The 18468-nt window shown below is 61.3% G+C and carries 15 protein-coding genes; 2 read left to right on the top strand and 13 right to left on the bottom strand.

The annotated features are described in order from the left end of the window. Positions 1-67: 67 nt before the first annotated feature. The 10 genes from NKJ90_RS18735 to NKJ90_RS18690 all read right to left on the bottom strand — a co-directional run bounded on the left by NKJ90_RS18735 (position 68) and on the right by NKJ90_RS18690 (position 15419). On the bottom strand, positions 68-1387 hold the full coding sequence (locus NKJ90_RS18735) for an HlyD family type I secretion periplasmic adaptor subunit (protein ID WP_023757392.1): 1320 nt from the start codon (positions 1385-1387) through the stop codon (positions 68-70). A 3-nt stretch (positions 1388-1390) separates the two neighbouring features. Next, positions 1391-3130, bottom strand: a complete 1740-nt coding sequence (locus tag NKJ90_RS18730) for a type I secretion system permease/ATPase (protein WP_245266415.1) — start codon at positions 3128-3130, stop codon at positions 1391-1393. 64 nt (positions 3131-3194) lie between these two features. Then, positions 3195-4607, bottom strand: coding sequence for an endo-1,3-1,4-beta-glycanase EglC (gene eglC / locus NKJ90_RS18725; RefSeq protein WP_023757394.1), 1413 nt, complete (start codon positions 4605-4607; stop codon positions 3195-3197). Between the two features lie 535 nt (positions 4608-5142). After that, a complete protein-coding gene (gene phoB, locus NKJ90_RS18720) occupies positions 5143-5832 on the bottom strand; it encodes a phosphate regulon transcriptional regulator PhoB (protein ID WP_032906962.1) in 690 nt (229 codons plus the stop codon). Between the two features lie 19 nt (positions 5833-5851). Then, complete coding sequence (phoU, locus tag NKJ90_RS18715) at positions 5852-6559, bottom strand: phosphate signaling complex protein PhoU (protein WP_023757396.1); 708 nt, start codon at positions 6557-6559, stop codon at positions 5852-5854. Positions 6560-6584: 25 nt separating this feature from the next. Next, positions 6585-7388, bottom strand: coding sequence for a phosphate ABC transporter ATP-binding protein PstB (gene pstB / locus NKJ90_RS18710; RefSeq protein ID WP_023757397.1), 804 nt, complete (start codon positions 7386-7388; stop codon positions 6585-6587). Further along, complete coding sequence (gene pstA, locus NKJ90_RS18705) at positions 7385-8236, bottom strand: phosphate ABC transporter permease PstA (RefSeq protein ID WP_023757398.1); 852 nt, start codon at positions 8234-8236, stop codon at positions 7385-7387. Before pstA ends, pstB begins: the two co-directional genes overlap by 4 nt. Before the next feature lie 3 nt (positions 8237-8239). Next, positions 8240-9223: a phosphate ABC transporter permease subunit PstC gene (gene pstC, locus NKJ90_RS18700; protein WP_023757399.1), complete on the bottom strand. Its 984-nt coding sequence runs from the start codon at positions 9221-9223 to the stop codon at positions 8240-8242. A gap of 64 nt (positions 9224-9287) precedes the next feature. Then, complete coding sequence (gene pstS / locus NKJ90_RS18695; protein WP_023757400.1) at positions 9288-10343, bottom strand: phosphate ABC transporter substrate-binding protein PstS; 1056 nt, start codon at positions 10341-10343, stop codon at positions 9288-9290. Between the two features lie 510 nt (positions 10344-10853). After that, positions 10854-15419, bottom strand: a complete 4566-nt coding sequence (locus NKJ90_RS18690; protein WP_023757401.1) for a PAS domain-containing protein — start codon at positions 15417-15419, stop codon at positions 10854-10856. A 190-nt stretch (positions 15420-15609) separates the two neighbouring features. Here NKJ90_RS18690 and NKJ90_RS18685 point away from each other — a divergent pair, with 190 nt between their 5' ends. Beyond that, entirely contained in the window at positions 15610-15963 is a 354-nt protein-coding gene (locus NKJ90_RS18685; RefSeq protein ID WP_023757402.1) for a hypothetical protein, read from the top strand. A 150-nt stretch (positions 15964-16113) separates the two neighbouring features. On the opposite strand, the gene NKJ90_RS18680 is transcribed toward NKJ90_RS18685, so the two are convergent. Further along, positions 16114-16350, bottom strand: coding sequence for a hypothetical protein (locus NKJ90_RS18680; RefSeq protein ID WP_023757403.1), 237 nt, complete (start codon positions 16348-16350; stop codon positions 16114-16116). Positions 16351-16679: 329 nt separating this feature from the next. On the opposite strand from NKJ90_RS18680, the gene NKJ90_RS18675 reads away from it, so the two are divergent. After that, positions 16680-16883, top strand: coding sequence for a hypothetical protein (locus NKJ90_RS18675; RefSeq protein ID WP_023757405.1), 204 nt, complete (start codon positions 16680-16682; stop codon positions 16881-16883). 60 nt (positions 16884-16943) lie between these two features. On the opposite strand, the gene tolA is transcribed toward NKJ90_RS18675, so the two are convergent. Beyond that, positions 16944-17312 carry a cell envelope integrity protein TolA gene (gene tolA / locus NKJ90_RS18670; RefSeq protein ID WP_023757406.1) on the bottom strand — a complete coding sequence of 123 codons (369 nt, stop codon included), beginning with the start codon at positions 17310-17312 and terminating at the stop codon, positions 16944-16946. A gap of 279 nt (positions 17313-17591) precedes the next feature. Continuing rightward, positions 17592-18455, bottom strand: coding sequence for a glutathione S-transferase family protein (locus NKJ90_RS18665; RefSeq protein ID WP_023757407.1), 864 nt, complete (start codon positions 18453-18455; stop codon positions 17592-17594). Positions 18456-18468: the final 13 nt, after the last annotated feature.

The raw sequence follows: 18468 nt of genomic DNA, 5'->3' as shown, positions 1-18468 counted from the left end.
GTTGAACTCTCACAGCCAAGTCCCTTGCAGTCATTGCTGCGCCGATCGATTGCGCGGTCCGCGACATCTACCGCTCCGTGAAAGCGCGAGCGAAGGAATCGCGCATTGGCCGTGCGAGATACTCGAAAAAGCTCCGGTCGCCAGTACTTATGAACGCTTCTACCGGCATTCCAGGATAGAGCTGCTCCGCTTTCACGCCGGGCGGCAAGGCGGAGGCAATTTTCAGCTTCGCGCGGAAATACGCTTCATGCGTAACCTGGTCGATGAGCCGGTCTGCGGAAACCTGTGTCACGATGGCTGAAATCTCAGGCGTGAGCCGCATGTTCAACGCTGATAGTCGCAGTCTTGCCGGCTGGCCGACACGAACCTGGTCGATGTCTTTCGGCGGCAGCCGTGCATCGACGACCAGACCCGATGTCGTAGGCAGAATCTCCATGATCTTCTCGCCGGGGGCAATCACGCTGCCCTTGGAATTATAGGTGGACGACACCACGATGCCCGCTGCCGGTGCCTTGATCGTCGTCCGCCGCAGCACTGCCTCGGACGCCCGCATCTGTTCGTCGATGTCGGCCAGCGAAGACCGTACCTCGTCGAGCTTCGTCAGGGCTTCCTCCACGCGTTGCGTGGTCAGGCGCTCGATTTGCTCCTGGGCTTCGACGATCTGGGTGTTGGCCGCTGCAAGATTTGCCTCCAGCGCCCCTGCCTGCCCGACGAGATCGGCTTCGCTGCGCAAAAGCTGCGAATATTCAGTGCGATTGGTGAGGCCTTTGTCCAGCAGATTGGTCTTGATGCCGAGCTCTTTCTTCACCACTTCGGCCTGTTGCTGGACGGCCAGTTTCTGGGCTTGCAATCCGACGACAGACTGGCGATGCATGGCAACCCGCTGCGCGAGGATCGATTGTTCCGATCGAAACCGGGCGAGCCTGGCATTGAATTCCTTCTGCTGTTCTCGAACCAGAATCTCGAAATCGTCCTGGAACGGTGCTGGCGCGGCCCCCGTGATTGGCGCAAGCTGGTCCAATCCGTCGCGTTCCGCCTCCAGCCGCGAGGCGCTCGCCTTCAACGCGATCGACTGTCTCGTCAGCCGGTTGAGCTCGGCTTGCGCGGCCGTTCTATCCAGCAGGATCAGATCCTGGGCCTGCTGCACGCGATCGCCTTCATGGGCGAGCAACGCTTGAATGATACCGCCCTCAGGATGCTGAATGAGGATGTTTCCGCCTGTCGCCGAGATTGTGCCTTGCGTGATGACCGCGCCGGACAACGGTGCACTGACCGCCCAATAGCCAAAACAACCTATCAATATCGCTGTTGCCGCATATCCGGCGAAAGCCACCCGCCGGATGTCGGTGCGCGCTTTGCCTTCCCAGACGAGACTCTGTGCTGCCATCTTCTAGGATCCAAAGCGGACGTTATGAGGGGTGCTGCGGATCGTCGTTACAAAGGACCCTGTCACCGCCATGCTGCGCTTCGGGGGAAGGCCGATGCCGGCGATCGGCTGCCGCAACACGTCGCCGCTTGGACCGAAGGCTTCGATCACTCCACTGCGCAGAAGCATCACGCGGTCGCAGGCTGCGGCGACCGAAGGGCGGTGCGTTATCACGATCGTCGTAACGCCCGCTCCTTTCGCCGCGGCAAGCACGTCTTCGAGCGCGGCTTCGCCGCTGCCGTCGAGATGTGTGCTGGGCTCATCCAGCACAAGAATACGCGGATTGCCGTAAAAGGCGCGCGCCAGCCCGATCCTTTGGCGTTCGCCGCCCGACAGTGTTCTGTCCGACGGACCTATTCCGGTCTGGTAGCCATCGCGCAGCGCCAGTATCAGTTCATGCGCCTGGGCACGTTTTGCCGCTTCGACGATAGAGGCGTCACTTGCATCAGGTTCAAAGCGGGCGACATTTTCCGCGATTGATCCGGGAAAGAGCTCCACCTCCTGAGCGAGATATCCGATATGACGGCCAAGCTGCTTCTCGTCCCAGTTTCTGAGGTCGGCGCCGTTTATCCTGACGCAGCCGCTGGTCGCTTGGATCGCACCGACAAGCAATCTTGCCAGGGTGGACTTGCCGGCCCCGCTTGGACCTATTATCGCAACCGCTTCGCCGGCGCCGATCTGGAAGTTCAGTCGCTTGATGATGGGTTCGGTGCCGGGCGTGGCGTTCGGAGCGACAAGGATCAGCCCCTGCACGACAATTTCGCCCGACGGATCCGGCAAGGTCAGTTTTCGCGCGTGTGCCGGATGGGCGGAAAGCGCCTTGTCCAACCGCTTCCACGATCGTCTGGCGTCGACGATCTGCCGCCATGAACCGATCAGTTGATCGAGCGGCTGCAGCGCGCGGGACGACACCAGGGAAGACGCGAAGATCATCCCTGCCGTCATCTTCCCTTGCAGCACGAGCCATGCTCCAACGCCCAGTATCGCCAGCTGAAGGATCATGCGTACGGCTCGCGATGTTCCGCTGAAGATCGCGTTGGCCGTGGACGAACGGTCATGAAGAACTAGCGCCTCCGCCACGTGCCTGCCCCAGACGCGCGCGGCGTTTTGGACCATACCCATAGCGAGCAGCGTCTCCGCGTTGCGGGCAAAGGCCTGCTCCGACAGGCTGGCGACAGCCGAACGTTCCGCGGACAAAGCGTCGTTCCTGCCGACGGCGAGCTGATTTGCCAGGACCAGCGTAAGCAACAGCGCAACCCCTGCCAGCGTAAGCCAAAACAGAAAGGGATGGATGAGGTACAGCAGGGTGAGGAAGAAGGGAGCAAACGGCAGGTCGAACAAGACCGCCACGCTGCGTGACCTGATGAAGGCGCATATCGAGGCAAGGTCGCGCAGTGGAGACATGGCTGCGCCGCCGGCGTACTTGGCTTCAAGCGAGACGGCGAATGTCCTCGCACCCAGTCTGTCGTCGACAGTGGCTGCAACGCGCTGCGTGTAGATGGAGCGGACCGCATCGAGGAGACCGAGAAAGGCTAGCGCGAGAACCGCGATAGCCGACAGGTAGAACAGCGTCTCGACGCGGTAGGAAGGCAGGACGCGGTCATAGACCTGCAACAGATAAAGGGGGATCACCAACAGCAGGATGTTGATGAGGAACGAGAAAGCACCGACATCGGCGATGGCGCGCCTGAAAACTGCCCGCAAACTGGACTCTCCAATCATCCCCGCGCTCCCTGACGGCTAATGGCCTCAAACATGAAGCCGCCGCTTAGACCGAGTGGTCGCTTGCCATGTCCAAGGGTTGGTCCAGCGTATAGGCGTGGATATAGTCGATTTTCATCTCCGCTGGAGTAGCCAGATGGTCAGGAGGCTGGCCGGCAATGCCGCCCACCGCGAGATTGGCCAGTATGTACATGGGGTCGTGCATGTCGGACGGCGTCGCCGCTTGGGCGACCTTCACACCGTCATAGGTCCAGACAAGCTCATCCTTTGTCCAGAGCAGGCCATAGGTGTGGAAACCGTCAGTGTCCGCAACGTTCACGGTGGACGAAACCTTCGTGTGCTCTCCCGTCTCATTGGTGTGCGCTGTCATGAAAAGCGTGTTCGGATCCTGACCGCGCGTTTCGACGACGTCCAGCTCCGGCGGCCACGATCCGTCTTCCGGAAGCAGCCAGAAGGCCGGCCAGGCTCCGGCCGTTTCGGGCAGGTCCGCCCGCATTTCGAAATAGCCGTAGGTTTGCGCGAAGGTGTCGTGGGTCGTCAGTATCCCCGATGTGTATTCGTAGTTGTTGATCAGAGGCTTGATGTCCTCCGGCGCCTGCGCGGCGGTGATGGTGAGGACGCCGTTTTCAACGCTGAACGGGTGGACGGAACTCGTCGGCCCGTAATTGGCGTCGATATACCATTGCAACTCGCCATTGCTGCTCAATGTGCTGCCGTTCGGCGCGCCCCACGAGAAATTGGAATTCCACGTGCCGTCCTGCCCGTCCCGAAGGCTCAGCGTGTTGAATTCGTCGGAGAAGGACAGCGTCATTCCGGACTTGTCTATCGGCAGTTCGAACTGGGTGGGCTGCAACTTGTCGATGGTCGTATTCTTGAACACCAGGATCTCGTCAGATCCGAGGTTCAGCATCACGTTCGATTCCACCTGAACCATCTGCGAACGGACGGCGTCGAACGAAGTGAAGTCATAGCCGTTAAGGCGCACCACATCGGTCGCACCGAAATCGAAGATAAGATCGCTCCCATTTCCTTTGGAGATGGCGAAAGTGTCGGCGCCGTCACCGCCGATCAGGACATCATTTCCCTTGCCGCCATCCAGCGTCTGATGACCCGACCCGCCCTTGATGATGTTGTCCAACGCATTTCCGAACGCATATCGATTGGCGCCGGTAACGACCAGGTTCTCGAAATTGTCGGGGAGCTTGTAGCTCATCCAGGTGTCGATCGTGTCGATCCCGGCCCCGGGATCTTCGACCGCCTTATTGTTGGTGGAATAGAGGTGATAGTAGTCATCGCCGGCGCCACCGTACATCGTGACATAGACGCCGGTGTCTCCCCAGAAGGAGTCGTTGCCTGAAGTGCCATGCAGTTCGGCCCCGGCTCCGGTTGCCGAGAACCAATGACTGGACGCGCCGGTGTAGGGAAGAGGAATACCTTTGGCGTTTAAGACCGTGCTCATCAGAAATCCTTCCTCTTTAGTGTCCGACCTGGTCAAATCATTCGGCGCAGCGTCCGGCGACCGCTTTCAAAGCAACGTTGCAACGAACGAGATCGTTCCCGCGGAATCATCATCAGATCCAAGATCGTATTGACTATTCGGAGCACATACAATCAATAAAGAAGAGGGAAACTCGCTCTTAGTCGGATGCAATTTTTAATAAAATTGCGAATTTATGCGAAACCACATCCTCTAGCGGGCACATAGCCATATTAGTTCAAATTGTTTCTTGAGGCGCGCGACTTTGATCGGAGGTCTGCGGGCAAGATAGCAATGTGACCAACTAAAGTGTCACGGGCCGTGCTTCCTGCGGCCAGCCTGGCAGAAAAGCGAATTGGGAGATCGGAAGGCAATCGCCAGCCAGTCAAGGTACGCGCGAGCCCGCGACCGCGAAGGGCAGTTTAGACTTCGATGCCGCCTGCTTGAATGTCTGCCATCGCGTGGCCATTGGCGACGACCTGCTGATCGAATTTGAACCTTGGTTCCGATCTATCGGCTAGTCTTCCCTGATCGCGTAGCCTGCGCCCCGAATGGTGCGGATGACGTCGGGCATGCGGCCGTTGTTGACGGCTTTGCGCAGCCGCCCGACATGCACGTCTACCGTGCGTTCGTCGATGTAGATCGTTTCGCCCCAGACGTTGTCGAGCAGCTGGCTGCGCGAGAACACGCGGCCGGGATGGCGCATCATGAATTCGAGCAGGCGGAATTCGGTCGGCCCGAGCCGGATCTCGCTCTTCTTGCGATAGACCCGGTGCGATTCTCGATCGAGCACGATGTCGCCGACCTTCAGCACGCTGGACAGCAGTTCCGGCTTGGCACGGCGCAGCAGCGCCTTGACCCTGGCCATGAACTCCGGTGTCGAAAACGGCTTTACCAGATAATCGTCGGCGCCGGTCGAGAGGCCCCGCACGCGATCGCTCTCCTCGCCGCGCGCGGTCAGCATGATGATCGGCAGCCGCTCGGTCTCGGGACGCATTCGCAGGCGCCGGCAGAGTTCGATGCCGGAGACCGCCGGTACCATCCAGTCGAGCACCAGAAGGTCAGGCACGTTCTCCTGCAGCCGGATCTCGGCCTCGTCGCCGCGCGTCACGACCTCGACCTGATAGCCCTCGGACTCCAGATTGTAACGGAGCAGCACGCCTAGCGGCTCCTCGTCCTCCACCACCATGATGCGTGGCGCGATCATCGGCTGGTTACCCCTGTCGTCATGCCGCGGGCGCGGACATTGTCGTCTCGTCCTGTTTCGGACGATTGGCCGGCAGCTGCGTGCCGGTCAAAACATAATAGGCATTTTCCGCGATGTTGGTGACATGGTCGCCGATGCGCTCGAGGTTCTTGGCGCAGAACAAAAGATGCGTGCACGCGGTGATGTTGCGCGGGTCTTCCATCATATAGGTGAGAAGCTCGCGGAACACGGAGGTGTATTTGACGTCGATGCGTTCGTCGTCGGCACGCAGTTTCGCCAGCGCGGCGGCGTCACGCGCCGCATATTCCTCGATGACGCCCTGCACCTGGATCAGCACCAGTTGTGCCATTCCATCGATCGAGTGCGAAAGGTCGCGCGGCGTGACGCTGAGGCCGACAGTGCCGACACGCTTGGCGATGTTCTTGGCAAGGTCGCCGATGCGTTCGAGATCGCCGGCCATGCGGATAGAACCGACGACATGGCGCAGATCATCGGCCATCGGCTGCCGCTTGGCGATCAGCGTGATTGCGCGGTCGTCGAGCTCGCGCTGGCGCGCGTCCATGATCGCATCATCGGAGACGACGCGCTGTGCCAAGGCGTTGTCGGAATTCAAGAGCGCCTTGGTCGCACCGCCGACCATCGAGCTGGCGAGATCGCCCATGTCGCTGATGAGCTTGCTGATCTGACCGAGATCCTCGTCGAAAGAAGCGACTGTATGTTCGCTCATGATCCTGTTCCTCGTATGCCTGAGCTCAGCCGAAGCGGCCGGTGATGTAGTCCTGCGTGCGCTTCTCGCGGGGCGACGTGAATATCCTCTCCGTGCGGTCGAACTCGACCAGCTCGCCCAGATACATGAAGGCCGTCTGCTTCGATACGCGCGCCGCCTGCTGCATGTTGTGGGTGACGATGACGATCGTGTAATCGGCTTGCAACTCGTCGATGAGCTCCTCGATCTTGGCGGTCGACAGCGGGTCGAGCGCCGAAGCGGGCTCGTCGAGCAGGATGACTTCCGGCTTCACCGCTACGGTGCGGGCGATGCAGAGCCGCTGCTGCTGACCGCCGGAGAGGCTGAGGCCGCTGGCGTCAAGCTTGTCCTTGACCTCGGTCCAGAGTGCCGCGCGCTTCAGCGCCTGCTCGACGCGGCCGTCCATCTCCGACTTGTTCAGCTTCTCGTAGAGCCTGATGCCGAACGCGATGTTTTCATAGATCGACATCGGAAATGGCGTCGGCTTCTGGAACACCATGCCGATCTTGGTGCGCAGCAGGTTGAGGTCCTGCGAGCGGTCGAGAACGTTCTGGCCGTCGAGCAGCACCTGACCTTCGGCCGTCTGCTTGGGATAGAGCTCGTAGATGCGGTTGAAGACGCGCAGCAGCGTCGACTTCCCGCAGCCCGAAGGCCCGATGAAGGCGGTGACGCTGCGCTCCGGCAAGGACAGCGTAATGTCCTTCAGCGCCTTCGATTGGCCGTAGTAGAAGTTGAGGTTCTTGACCTCGATCTTGGCCTTGGCGGTGGCCTCGGCGGCGATCGTCATGTCTGGAGACAACATCTGGCTCATTTGTCCTCTCTGCGTCCGGTCAGGCTGCGCGCAACGATGCTGAGCGCAAGAACCGTCAATGTGATGATGAGTGCGCCGGTCCATGCCAGTTGCTGCCATTCCTCGTAGGGGCTGAGAGCGAACTGGAAGATGGTGACAGGCAGGCTGGCCATCGGCGCGTTGAGATTGCTCGACCAGAACTGGTTGTTGAGCGCCGTGAAGAGCAGTGGTGCCGTCTCGCCGGAGATACGGGCGATCGACAGCAATATGCCGGTGACAATGCCCGATAGCGCGGCGCGGTAGGCGACCGACTTGATGACCACCCAGCGCGGTGCGCCGATCGCGGTGCCGGCTTCGCGCAAGGCGTTCGGCACCAAATTGAGCATGTCTTCGGTGGTGCGTACCACCACCGGAATGACGAGGATGGTGAGCGCGACAGCACCGGCGATTGCCGAGAAATGCCCCATCGGCCGCACCATAAGTTCGTAGACGAACAGGCCGATGATGATCGACGGCGCCGACAGCAGGATGTCGTTGATGAAGCGCACCACGGTGGTCAGCCTGGAAAAGCGACCGTATTCGGCCATGTAGGTGCCGGCCAGCACTCCGATCGGCGTGCCGACGATGACGGCGATGATCGTCATGACCACGCTGCCATAGATGGCGTTGAGCAGGCCGCCGGCGTCGCCGGGAGGCGGCGTCATCTGCGTGAAGACGTCAAGGGACAGGCCGGCCGCGCCCTTGTAGACCAGCGCGCCGAGGATGAGCGCCAGCCAGGCAAGTCCGATGCCCGCCGCGGTGACACACAGCGTCATCATCACGGCATTCTTCCTCTTGCGGCTCTGGTGAAGCGATGTGGCTGTCGACATCGGTCAGGCTCCGGTGCGGGCGTCGATGCGCATCAGCATGTAGCGGGCGATGGCAAGGATCAGGAAGGTGATGACGAACAGGATCAGGCCGAGCGCCACCAGCGAAGAGGTGTAGAGGTCGCCGACGGCTTCGGTGAACTCATTGGCGATGGTCGCGGAGATCGTCGTTGCCGGCGCGAACAGCGAGGTTGAGATGCGGTGCGCGTTTCCGATGACGAAGGTGACCGCCATGGTTTCGCCCAGCGCGCGGCCAAGGCCGAGCATGACGCCGCCCATGATGCCGATCCTCGTGTAGGGAATGACGACGCGGCGGGTCACTTCCCAGGTCGTGCAGCCGATGCCGTAGGCCGATTCCTTTAGCACCGGCGGTACCGTGTCGAAGACGTCCTTGGTGATCGAGGTGATGAAGGGCAGCACCATGATGGCGAGGATCAGCGACGAGGTCAGCAGGCCGATGCCATAGGGCGGACCGGCAAACAGGCTGCCAAGGCCGGGAATGCCGTGGAACACGCCGATGATGAAGGGCTGCACGGTCGTCTGCAGGAACGGCGCCAGCACGAACAGGCCCCAGATGCCGTAAATGATCGAGGGGATGCCGGCCAGCAGTTCCACCGCCATGCCGATCGGCCGCCGCAGCGGGCGCGGGCAAAGCTCGGTGAGAAAGATGGCGATGCCGATGCCGAGCGGCACGGCGATCAGGATGGCGATGGCCGACGTGATGATGGTGCCGTAGATCGGTGCCAGCGCGCCGAATTTCTCCGTCACCGGATTCCAGCTTTCGCTGGTCAGGAAAGAGAAGCCGAAGGTCGACAGGGCTTGCCAGGATCCGGCAAACAGCGAGATCGCGACGCCGCCAAGCAGGACCAGCACCAATATGGCGGCGGCCCGAGTCATCCCGTGGAAGATTGCGTCGGTCAGCGCGAATCGTCTGACGATCGCGTCGCGCGAACCTCGAATGGCTGGCAAGGCTTCCTGGACAGCGCTCATGTGAAGCTCGGCTCTTTGAGTTGAGGGAAAGGAGCGCCGCGCTGCGGCGCTCCTTCGAAGGATGTTACTCGCCTGCGAAGACCGGCTTCCCGTCGGCCTGGATGTCGGCCTTCCAGGAGGTCTTGATCAAGTCGACGACGCTGTCGGGGATCGAGACATAGTCGAGCGCCTTGGCGGTATCCTTGCCGTCCTTGTAGGCCCAAGCGAAGAACTTCAGCGCTTCGCCGGTGGCGGCGGCATCGTTGGGAACCTTGTGGATCAGCACCCAGGTCGAAGCAGCGATCGGCCAGCTGGTGTCGCCGGGTTCGTTGGTGATGATGACGTTGAAGTTCTTCGCGCCTTTGAAATCGGCATTCGAAGCAGCCGCGCCGAAGGATTCGAGCGACGGCTCGACGACCTTGCCGGCGGCATTCACCAGCTTGGAGTAGGAAAGGCTATTCTGCTTGGCATAGGCATACTCGACGTAGCCGATGCCGCCGTCGGTCTGCTTGACGGTATTGGCAACGCCTTCGCTGCCCTTGGCGCCGACGCCAGTTGGCCATTCGACGGCTGTGTCCGAACCGACCTTGTCCTTCCAGTCAGGCGACAGCTTGACCAGATAGTTAGTGAAGTTGAAGGTCGTGCCCGAGCCGTCCGAGCGATGCACGACGGCAATCGCGGTGGACGGCAGGGTCAGGTTCGGGTTCAGCGCCTTGATCGCCGCATCATCCCAGGTGGTGATGGCGCCGAGGTAGATCTGGGCCAGGGTCGCGCCGTCAAGAACAAGTTCGCCCGGCTTGATGCCGGTCAGGTTGACGATCGGCACGATGCCGCCCATCACCATCGGGAACTGCACGAGGCCGTTCTTTTCCAGGTCGGCGTCGGACATTGGCTTGTCGGTGGCGCCGAAGGTCACGGTCTTGGCGATGACCTGCTTGATGCCGCCGCCCGAACCGATCGACTGGTAATTGAGGCCGACGCCGGTGTCTTTCTTGTAGGTGTCGGCCCATTTGGCGAACACCGGATAGATGAAGGTCGAGCCGGCGCCGGAAAGATCAGCTGCCATTGCCGTGGAAAGGGTGAAAGTGGACGCCGTAGCCATTGCGATCGCAACGGCCGCCGAGCGGATGAAATGTCTCATGTGGCCTGCTCCTGTTCGGAAGATGGTCTCTCGGCGCCATTCCTCTCGGCGCCCGCTGAGGCCAATAGCCTTCGATTATTACAGTCGCATGACAGTTTGATGTCACCCCGGTAACGCATGATCGGGATGAACAAATTGTGGCCTGACCAGCACTCCTGATGGAGCTCGGCTTTGTCCTCGAAATCAGGGACTTGCTGCGTTTGGCCCGAGGCTGGCCGGCGTTTTGGGATTAGCCGGCCTTATAAAAAAAGCCGGACGGGAGCGCGTTGCTCGCGGCCACGATGTCGTGGCCGGGCCATCGCCGAAAAACAGGGTCCGTTGGGGTAGGTTGACGCTGTTCCATGCTGGCGGTCGCTGCTCCCGCCCGTAACTGGGAAGAGCGGAATTCGAATATGGCCATTGTCTTGATCAGGCACAGTTTTGATATGGTGCGATCGCGCCATAGTGCTGCGCGTGGGACGCGTCGCGAATCTTTGCCTGGTTCTCGCGAACCGGCACGGCGAGAACCCCTTACCCGGCGTTGCGCTGAACTTGGCGGCTGGCGCCCATCCAGCGCTCGACCTTCTCGAGCAGGGCCCTGGGGCTGATCGGCTTGGACAGGTAGTCGTCCATGCCTGCCTCCAGGCAGCGTTCGCGATCGCCTTTCAGCGCATGCGCGGTGACGCCGACGATCGGCACATGAGTGCCGGTTTCTTCCTCCAGCCGGCGAATGGCGGCGGTCGCCTCCAACCCGTTCATCTCCGGCATCGAGACATCCATCAGGATCATGCACGGATTGAGCCGGCCGAAGGCGTCGAGCGCCTTGCGGCCATTGCCGACGATCTCGAAACCGAAACCGGTCTCGCCGAGAATCTGGGTGAACACCATCTGGTTCACCTCATTGTCTTCTGCCACCAGGATATCCAGCCTGTCGTCTCGACCCGTCGCGAGCAGCCGAGGGCGTAGCGAGGGAGGCTGCAGCAGCGCCCGCTGTTCTGCCGGCGCGGACGGCTGTGGTGGCACCATATCGCCCGAAGGGACGGTGCCTGCGAGCGGCAGGGCGTCGCTGCCGGTCGTGTTGTGGCGATGCCGCTGGATGGTTGCGACCAGCGTTTCCAGCAGCACCGATGAGCGCGCCGGCTTGATCAGTTGGGCATCGATGCCGAGATCGCGATAGCCGGTGTTGGCGAGCGACTGGTCGACCGAGGTCAGCATGATGATCGGCGTGCCGGCAAGGCCGGCGGTGTTGCGCACGATCCGCGCCATTTCGGCGCCGCTCATCTCAGGCATCTGGTAGTCGAGCACGACGCAATCGACCGGCACGCCATAGGCAGCGGCGGCGATCAGCACCTTGAGGCCCTCGGCGCCGCTCTCGGCCGCGCAGGAATCGAACGTCCACGATGTCATTTGTTCGGTCAGGATGGCTCTGTTGACCGCGTTGTCGTCGACGATCAGTACGCGCGCGCCGGTCACGTCGATCGGCATGATGCGTTGCCCGTCCTGCTGTCCGGCGCTCGGCAGCGTGACCGCAAACCAGAAGGTCGAGCCCTTGCCTTCGGCGCTCTCGACACCGATGTCGCCGCCCATCAGCTCGACGAGCCGCGAAGTGATGGCAAGGCCGAGGCCGGTTCCTTCGTGACGCCTCGTCGACGAGGTGTCGACCTGGCTGAATTTCTCGAACACCAGTTTCAGTTTTTCCTCGGGGATGCCGATGCCCGTATCGGTGACCGAGATGGTGAGCTTCGTTCCGGTCGCAACCCTCTCGCCTGTGACGTCGACCAGCACATGACCTTCGTCGGTGAATTTCACTGCATTGCCGAGCAAATTGGTGACAATCTGCCTGATGCGGCCGACATCGCCGACAAACAGGCTCTCGAGACGAGGCTCAACGCGCACGATGAGCTCGAGATCCTTCTCCTTGGCGCGTGTCGACACCAGTGTCGCCACATCCTCGATCGCCTCGGCAAGATTGAAGGGCGCCGGGTCGAGCACCAGCTGACCGGCGTCGATCTTGGAGAAGTCCAGGATGTCGTTGATGATGGTGAGCAGCGCGTTGCCCGATTTCACGATGATGTCGGTAAACGTCTTCTGCTTCGGGTCGAGATCCGATTTGGCCAAGAGTTCGGCCATGCCGAGCACGCCATTCATCGGCGTACGGATCTCGTGGCTCATATTGGCGAGAAATTCCGACTTGGCGCGGTCGGCGAGAACGGCGCGCTGCCGCGCCTCGCGCAGTTCGACCTCGCGCGTCTTCAACTCGGTGATATCGGTGGTCGAGCCGATCAGGTAGAGCGAGCCATCGGACGCGATCATCGCCCCCTTGCGCGCGAACTGATGCCGGACGCTGCCGTCGGCAAGCGTCACCGTCTCCTCGGCCTCCTGGGTCTCACCGGTGCGCAGCACCGCAAGGTCGCTGTCGACGAACGCTTCGCCGTCCGACCCGAATATCTCGATATCGGTCTTGCCGATCGCCTCGTCCTTGCCGAAGCCGGTGAGATCGCTCCAACCCTTGTTGACGTAGAACTGCCTGAGATCGGAGCGCTTGGCGTAGATCGATACCGGCACGTTGTCGATCAGGCTGCGGAACACCTCGTTCTCGCGCATGCTCTCTTCCAGCGCGCGCTCGCGCGCCTTGACATCCGTGATGTCGGTGCTGGAACCGACCAGATGCACCGATCCGTCCAGCGCCACCAACCGGCTCTTGCGCGTCATCAATTGTCGAACCGTGCCATCGCGATGGGTGACGGGTTCCTCGACCTCCTTGACGGTGCCTGTCACGGCGACTTGCGTGTCGTCATCGCTGTAGCCATCGGCGTCCTGCACTCCGAACAGCTGGCGGTCGGTGCGGCCAATGACATCCTCCTTGGCAAAACCGGTGATCGCGCACCAGGCCTTGTTGACGAACTCGATGCTCAGGTCCTGCGCCTTGATGAAGGCGGCGACCGGGAGCTCGTCCAGCACATGCCGGAACAGATCGATCTGGCGCATCGAGTCGCGCAACGCCGCCTCGCGGCTCTTGATCTCGGAGATGTCGACGCGAACACCGATGAATGTGCCATCGACGGTCCGCATGTCATAGACCTGATACCAGCGGCCATCGGGGTTGTGGCGCTCGAACGAGGAATTGGGCAAGCGGTAGCGGGCGAGGATCGCATCCAGCCAGCGATCGGGATCGTCGTCGTAGAGCTTGTCGACTTGCGGATCGCCGCTGCTGCGGAAATAGCCGTTGGCATGGCCGAGGACGAGCGCCTCGCGCAATGTGCAGCCGGGCTGCCATGCCGGCCTCAAGGCCGGAAGCGTATCGTGAATCTTGCGGTTGGCGAACACGAACCTGTCGTCACGATCATAGATGATGACGGCCGCCGGCAAGGATTCCAGCACGCTGGCGAGATGCTTGCGCGCATCCTCGGCTTCGGTCTCGCGGCGCTTCATGTCGGAAATGTCGAACAGGAAACCGGCAACGCAATTGCGGCCGCTGGCCATGCCGACGCGGCTTTTCCTGACGATGCGCGAACGGCTGGCGCCATCGGCCTCGAAATTTTCTTCCACTTCGTACGGGCGTCCGCTGGCAAGCACGTCCCGTTCGCTCTGCTCGAAAAGCGCCACAGCATTCGCCGGCAGGAAATCGCCGCCGGGCCTGCCGAGCATGGCTTGCGGCGTCTGGCCAAACAAAGCGGCGAACGCCTCGTTGACGAAAACGAAGCGCAGATGGTCGTCCTTGACGAAGATCGGATCCTTGACGGCATTGATCACTGCTTCGGCCAGTCGCGCTTTCTCCAGAGCGTCGGCAACCTCGGCCTCGCGATTCTTCATGTCGGTGACGTCGACATAGGAGATCAGCCGCTTGCCGCCGGCCAGCGGCGCCATCGATGATATCAGCGTGCGGCCGTCATTGCGCGGGAACTGCCGCGATCCGGCGGTGCCCGCCCTGATTTCCGCCTCGCGCTCGGCGATATGCCGCTGCCATGCCGCGTCTTCGGAACCAAACGGGTCAATGTCACGGCTGGCATCCATCAGGTCGCGGAAGCTGCAGCCGATCTCGGCACGCCGCGCGTCGATCTGCCAGAAATCGTAGAAGGCACGGTTGATGACTTCGGCGCGCATATCGGTATCGAGGACGAGGATGCCGATCGGCATCTGATCGACCATGGTGCGGAGATTGGCGAAGGTCTCGGCGACCTTGGCGTTGGCGCTCTCGATCTCGGCATCGCGGTGCTTGATTTCGGTGACCTCATAGTAGGTCAACAGGCGCTTGCCCCCGGACAGCGCTGTCACCGAGAACATCATCGTCCTGCCGTCGGCATGGGAAAACTCGCGAGGCGCTACGGAACCGGCGTGAATCTCCTCGATGCGGGTGGCGAGGTAGCGCCGCCATTGCGGTTCGTCGATGTCGCCGTAGATGCCGTTGCGGCGGTTGAGTTCCATCAACAGGCTGAACGGAGCGCCAACGGTCACGGCACCGTCGGGAATCCTGGAAAGGTCGCGATAGGCCTTGTTGACGATCAACGTGTCGAGCCTGGCGTCGAGAAGCACGACGCCCATGTGCATGGCGTCCATCGTCCGCTCGAGATCGATCAGATGCTGCTCGAGTTCGCCGCTCGCCGATGGTCCCTGCCGCGGGTTTTGGAAGGCACCGGCCAGTGCCGTGACATTGCGGCCGATGCCGCGATAACCGATGAATTTACCCTCGCCGTCGAACCTTGGAAAGCCTGATGTCAAAACCCAGCGGCAGTCGGCCCTGCCACCTTTCAGTTCATAGACGAAGTCGCGAAACGGCCGGTGCGCCTGCAGATCCTCCAGATGCGCGGCGCCGCTGCGGTCGCCGTTCAGAACCTGGTTGAGGAAGTCGAAGCGAAACCGGCCAAGCACGTTTGCCGGATCGAGGCCGGTGGCTGCCTGGTAGTTTTGCGAGAGCCAGGAGAAGCGCAGTTCGGCATCGATCTCCCAGACCCAGTCCGAACCGGCTTCGACCAGTTGGCGAAGCACGTCGACCGAATCCATACCAGTGGCGGGCGATGATGCATCGTCGCCACGCGCTGTGGGTTTGCGAGGCCCACGCATGCCGCGCGCGCCGGTTGTTTCGTCCGCTTCCGCCATGCAATCCCACCCCGACAACCCAAGGCCGAACCCTCCTCCGCGGTTCGTCGGCGGAATGTGCCCGATAAGCATTAACGATCCGCTAACCATAACGGATTCGTCGGACAAATTGGTCGACGCGAGTGCGTTGTTCCATCCGGTTGTCGGCGGGACTGAAGCCGTTATATAAGCGCTAGCAGGGGTAATGCTGATGTCTGGATGGATCGTGCCTTTTTTCATGGGGCTGGCGCTGCTTTTGGGCAGCGGCTGCTCGCGCAGTTATGATGGCACCGTCGTCATCCCGAGGCCGCTCGATGTCCGGCGATTCTGGGACCGGCCACCCCCGAATGTCGACTACGGGCCTTCCGAGGTCGAGAACAGTGCCTTTCCGGTGGCGCCACAACCGTCGAGGCGATTTTCCGACCGCAAAGTGATGACGCATGCCGCGCCGAGACGGCACCAGACGAGCCTGCCCGCGTCAGCCTCCCTGTCTACCCCGGCGAAGCCGCTGGTATGCAGGAACGTCAGCGAACCCGGCAAGAGAGCTCGCATGGTCTGCGACTAATGCATGTCGCCCAAAAGTGACCTCGGTTTTGGGAAAACGACATGCATAAAAACAAGACCTAAAGCGCGTCGCCTGAATCCGTTCAACCGCGACGCGCTTTAGATCGCTTTCAAACAACAAGCGATCGGCAAATAGCTTGGGCGAACTGCCTCACAGCGAGGCTGCACCCTTTTTCGGCTGTTTCGCACCGAGCTTGTCGAGTGCAAGACGAACCTGACGCAAATCGTCCTGCCAGCCATCATCGTCGTCCATCGGGCTCTCCGTGGCCGCCCGCTGCAGCCCGCGCGCCTCGGATTCGATCTCGCGCAGTTCAGCGATTTTCTGTTCGGTGGTCAGGGAGTCGTCTTCGACGATCTCCAGCACCCGCATTTCCCTGAACGTGGCCATGGCGTTTCTCCTGGCTGATGTCGATCACAACGCTGTGAACGCCTCTCTGTTCCGGATCGCAACAGGGTTCGCTGCAATAGCGTTTGACAGCCGCAAGCCTTGAAATTCACGCGGTATCTGATGGCCGCCGGCACCTCGGTGTAGGGCTCGCGCGTGTCGAGTGGGGCCATCTGGTCGGTTTCAAGGCTGGCGTTCGCTCAGCGCGTAGGGGTGGCAACGATCGTCGAAGGCCTGCGGCGCGAGGAGCCCGTGATAAACCGCCGTTGCCGCCGGTTGGTCTTGAAACCTTTGCCCCGTCTTCGGAGTTGAATGGCCTAAGGAGAACGCAGATGTCGATCCACTTCACGGTCTCGGACCTGACAAGAAATCTGTTTCACTCGCTGGGGCTGGAGCCAAGGCCTCTCAACCCCGAGCAAAGCCTGTTGCTGGAATGCTATCTGGCCGGCCGGGTTCCGGAGTCGGCTTGGAACGACTATGTCTTCGAAACGCCTGACCTTGCCTGGCATGCCGAAGCAAGGCGCAGCCACCACTAAGCCGGCATGGGATTAACTGTGCGCACCGCTACGGCACAGCGGCGTGCGCTGATTGCAGGCTCACTTGGGAGAAGAGAACTGCAACGTGAACACTTTGCCGGCAATTCCTTGCGCCAGCTTCGGCGAAAGCGTCAGCGGCAGACAGTTCTGCAAGGCCGTTGTTGCGGCGTCGACAAACGAGTTTTTCGCCTTGGCATCGCCTTCCACCTTGACGGCCGTCGGCCTCGGTGGGCCGATCAGCGTGCCGTCCCGCTTGAAGCTGAAGCTCAAGGTTACGCTGGCGGTTCCGGCGTCCGCCGGTGGTGTCCAGCATGCCTGGATCGCGGTCCCGACATCGTTCATGGTGTTGAGTTCAGCCGCATTTGAAGAATGAACGGCGCTCGCCAGCATCATGCCCGCAGCGGCAAGCCACCTCGCAACGCTATTCATCGCCAGCCCTCATCTCACGCCTGACCGACAATCCATGCCGGACTGCCAAAATGGATGGTAGGGCCAAAGCAAGCGATGACAATATCTGTCGGCAAAAAGTTGACGCCAAAAATGCGACACCGAGGCTCGTGTGGCCTGATCGCGGCTAGATCGCGCGGCGATGGCGCACGAAAGCAAAAAGGCCGGCGTTGCGCCGACCTTTCCTTCCACTCGGCGCCAGTACATCCGTGGTCGCGGGGTGAATTGCTGGCAGTAGACAGGGCTTTGGTTAACGAATCCCTAACCTTGGACCTTGGCCTGCGACTTCACATAGGCGATGTAACCGCGCACGTCGCCGGCCGGCTCGCTATAGGCATTGCCGAGCTTCTTCTCGATCGCCGCCACGTAGTCCTTCGCCCATTTGGGCAGGACGTAGTCGATGACGGCCAGGAATTCGAGTGTCGCCGCCAGGCGGATGTCGGCGATGGATGGATTCTTGCCGCCGATGAACGGCTTGCCGTCCCTGAAGAAGCTGTGAAAGACTTCCAGCGGCTCGGCGATCGCGGCCATCGCGGCCTTCTGGGCTTCGGACTTCTTGTCCGGGTGGGCATCGCTGTGACCGACCTCGCCGGCATATTGCGGAAAACCGAGTAACGGATAGGTGGCGCGCGCCACATAGGGGTAGAGCGTACCAACCAGGTAGAACATGGCGCTATCGATCATCGCCCGCTTGGCCGGCGCCTTCGGATAGAATTTCTCCAGCCCGTGCTTGTTGGAGAGATATTGCATGATCGCGCAGCTTTCCCACAACACGCCCCTGGGGAGGCCCTTGTCCTCGATCATCGGCGTTAAATGGGCGGGGTTTCGTGCCATGAATTCCGGTGAGCGGGTCTGACCCCAGGCATCGGTCTCGGCGGCATCCAGCCCGGCCGCGCGCGCAAATACCCGAACCGTCATGTTGTTGACGCTGGGCTTCAGCATGCTGAGCTTCACGCCAGGCCTCTTCGCCAGCTTCGCTTTGGCTCTAGGGGCGGCTTTTGCCGTCGCCTTGACGGCGGGCTTGGCAGTTGTCTTGGCCGCCGGCTTCGCCGCAGCTTTTGCAGTCGGCTTGGCGGCTGCTTTGGCCGCGGGTTTTCCGGCATTGTTCGTCGCTGTCTTGGCCATATGTTCCTCCCTC

Source organism: Mesorhizobium sp. M0051 (genome assembly GCF_040323235.1).
GTDB lineage: Bacteria > Pseudomonadota > Alphaproteobacteria > Rhizobiales > Rhizobiaceae > Mesorhizobium.
This window is presented reverse-complemented; position numbering and strand designations above follow the sequence as displayed.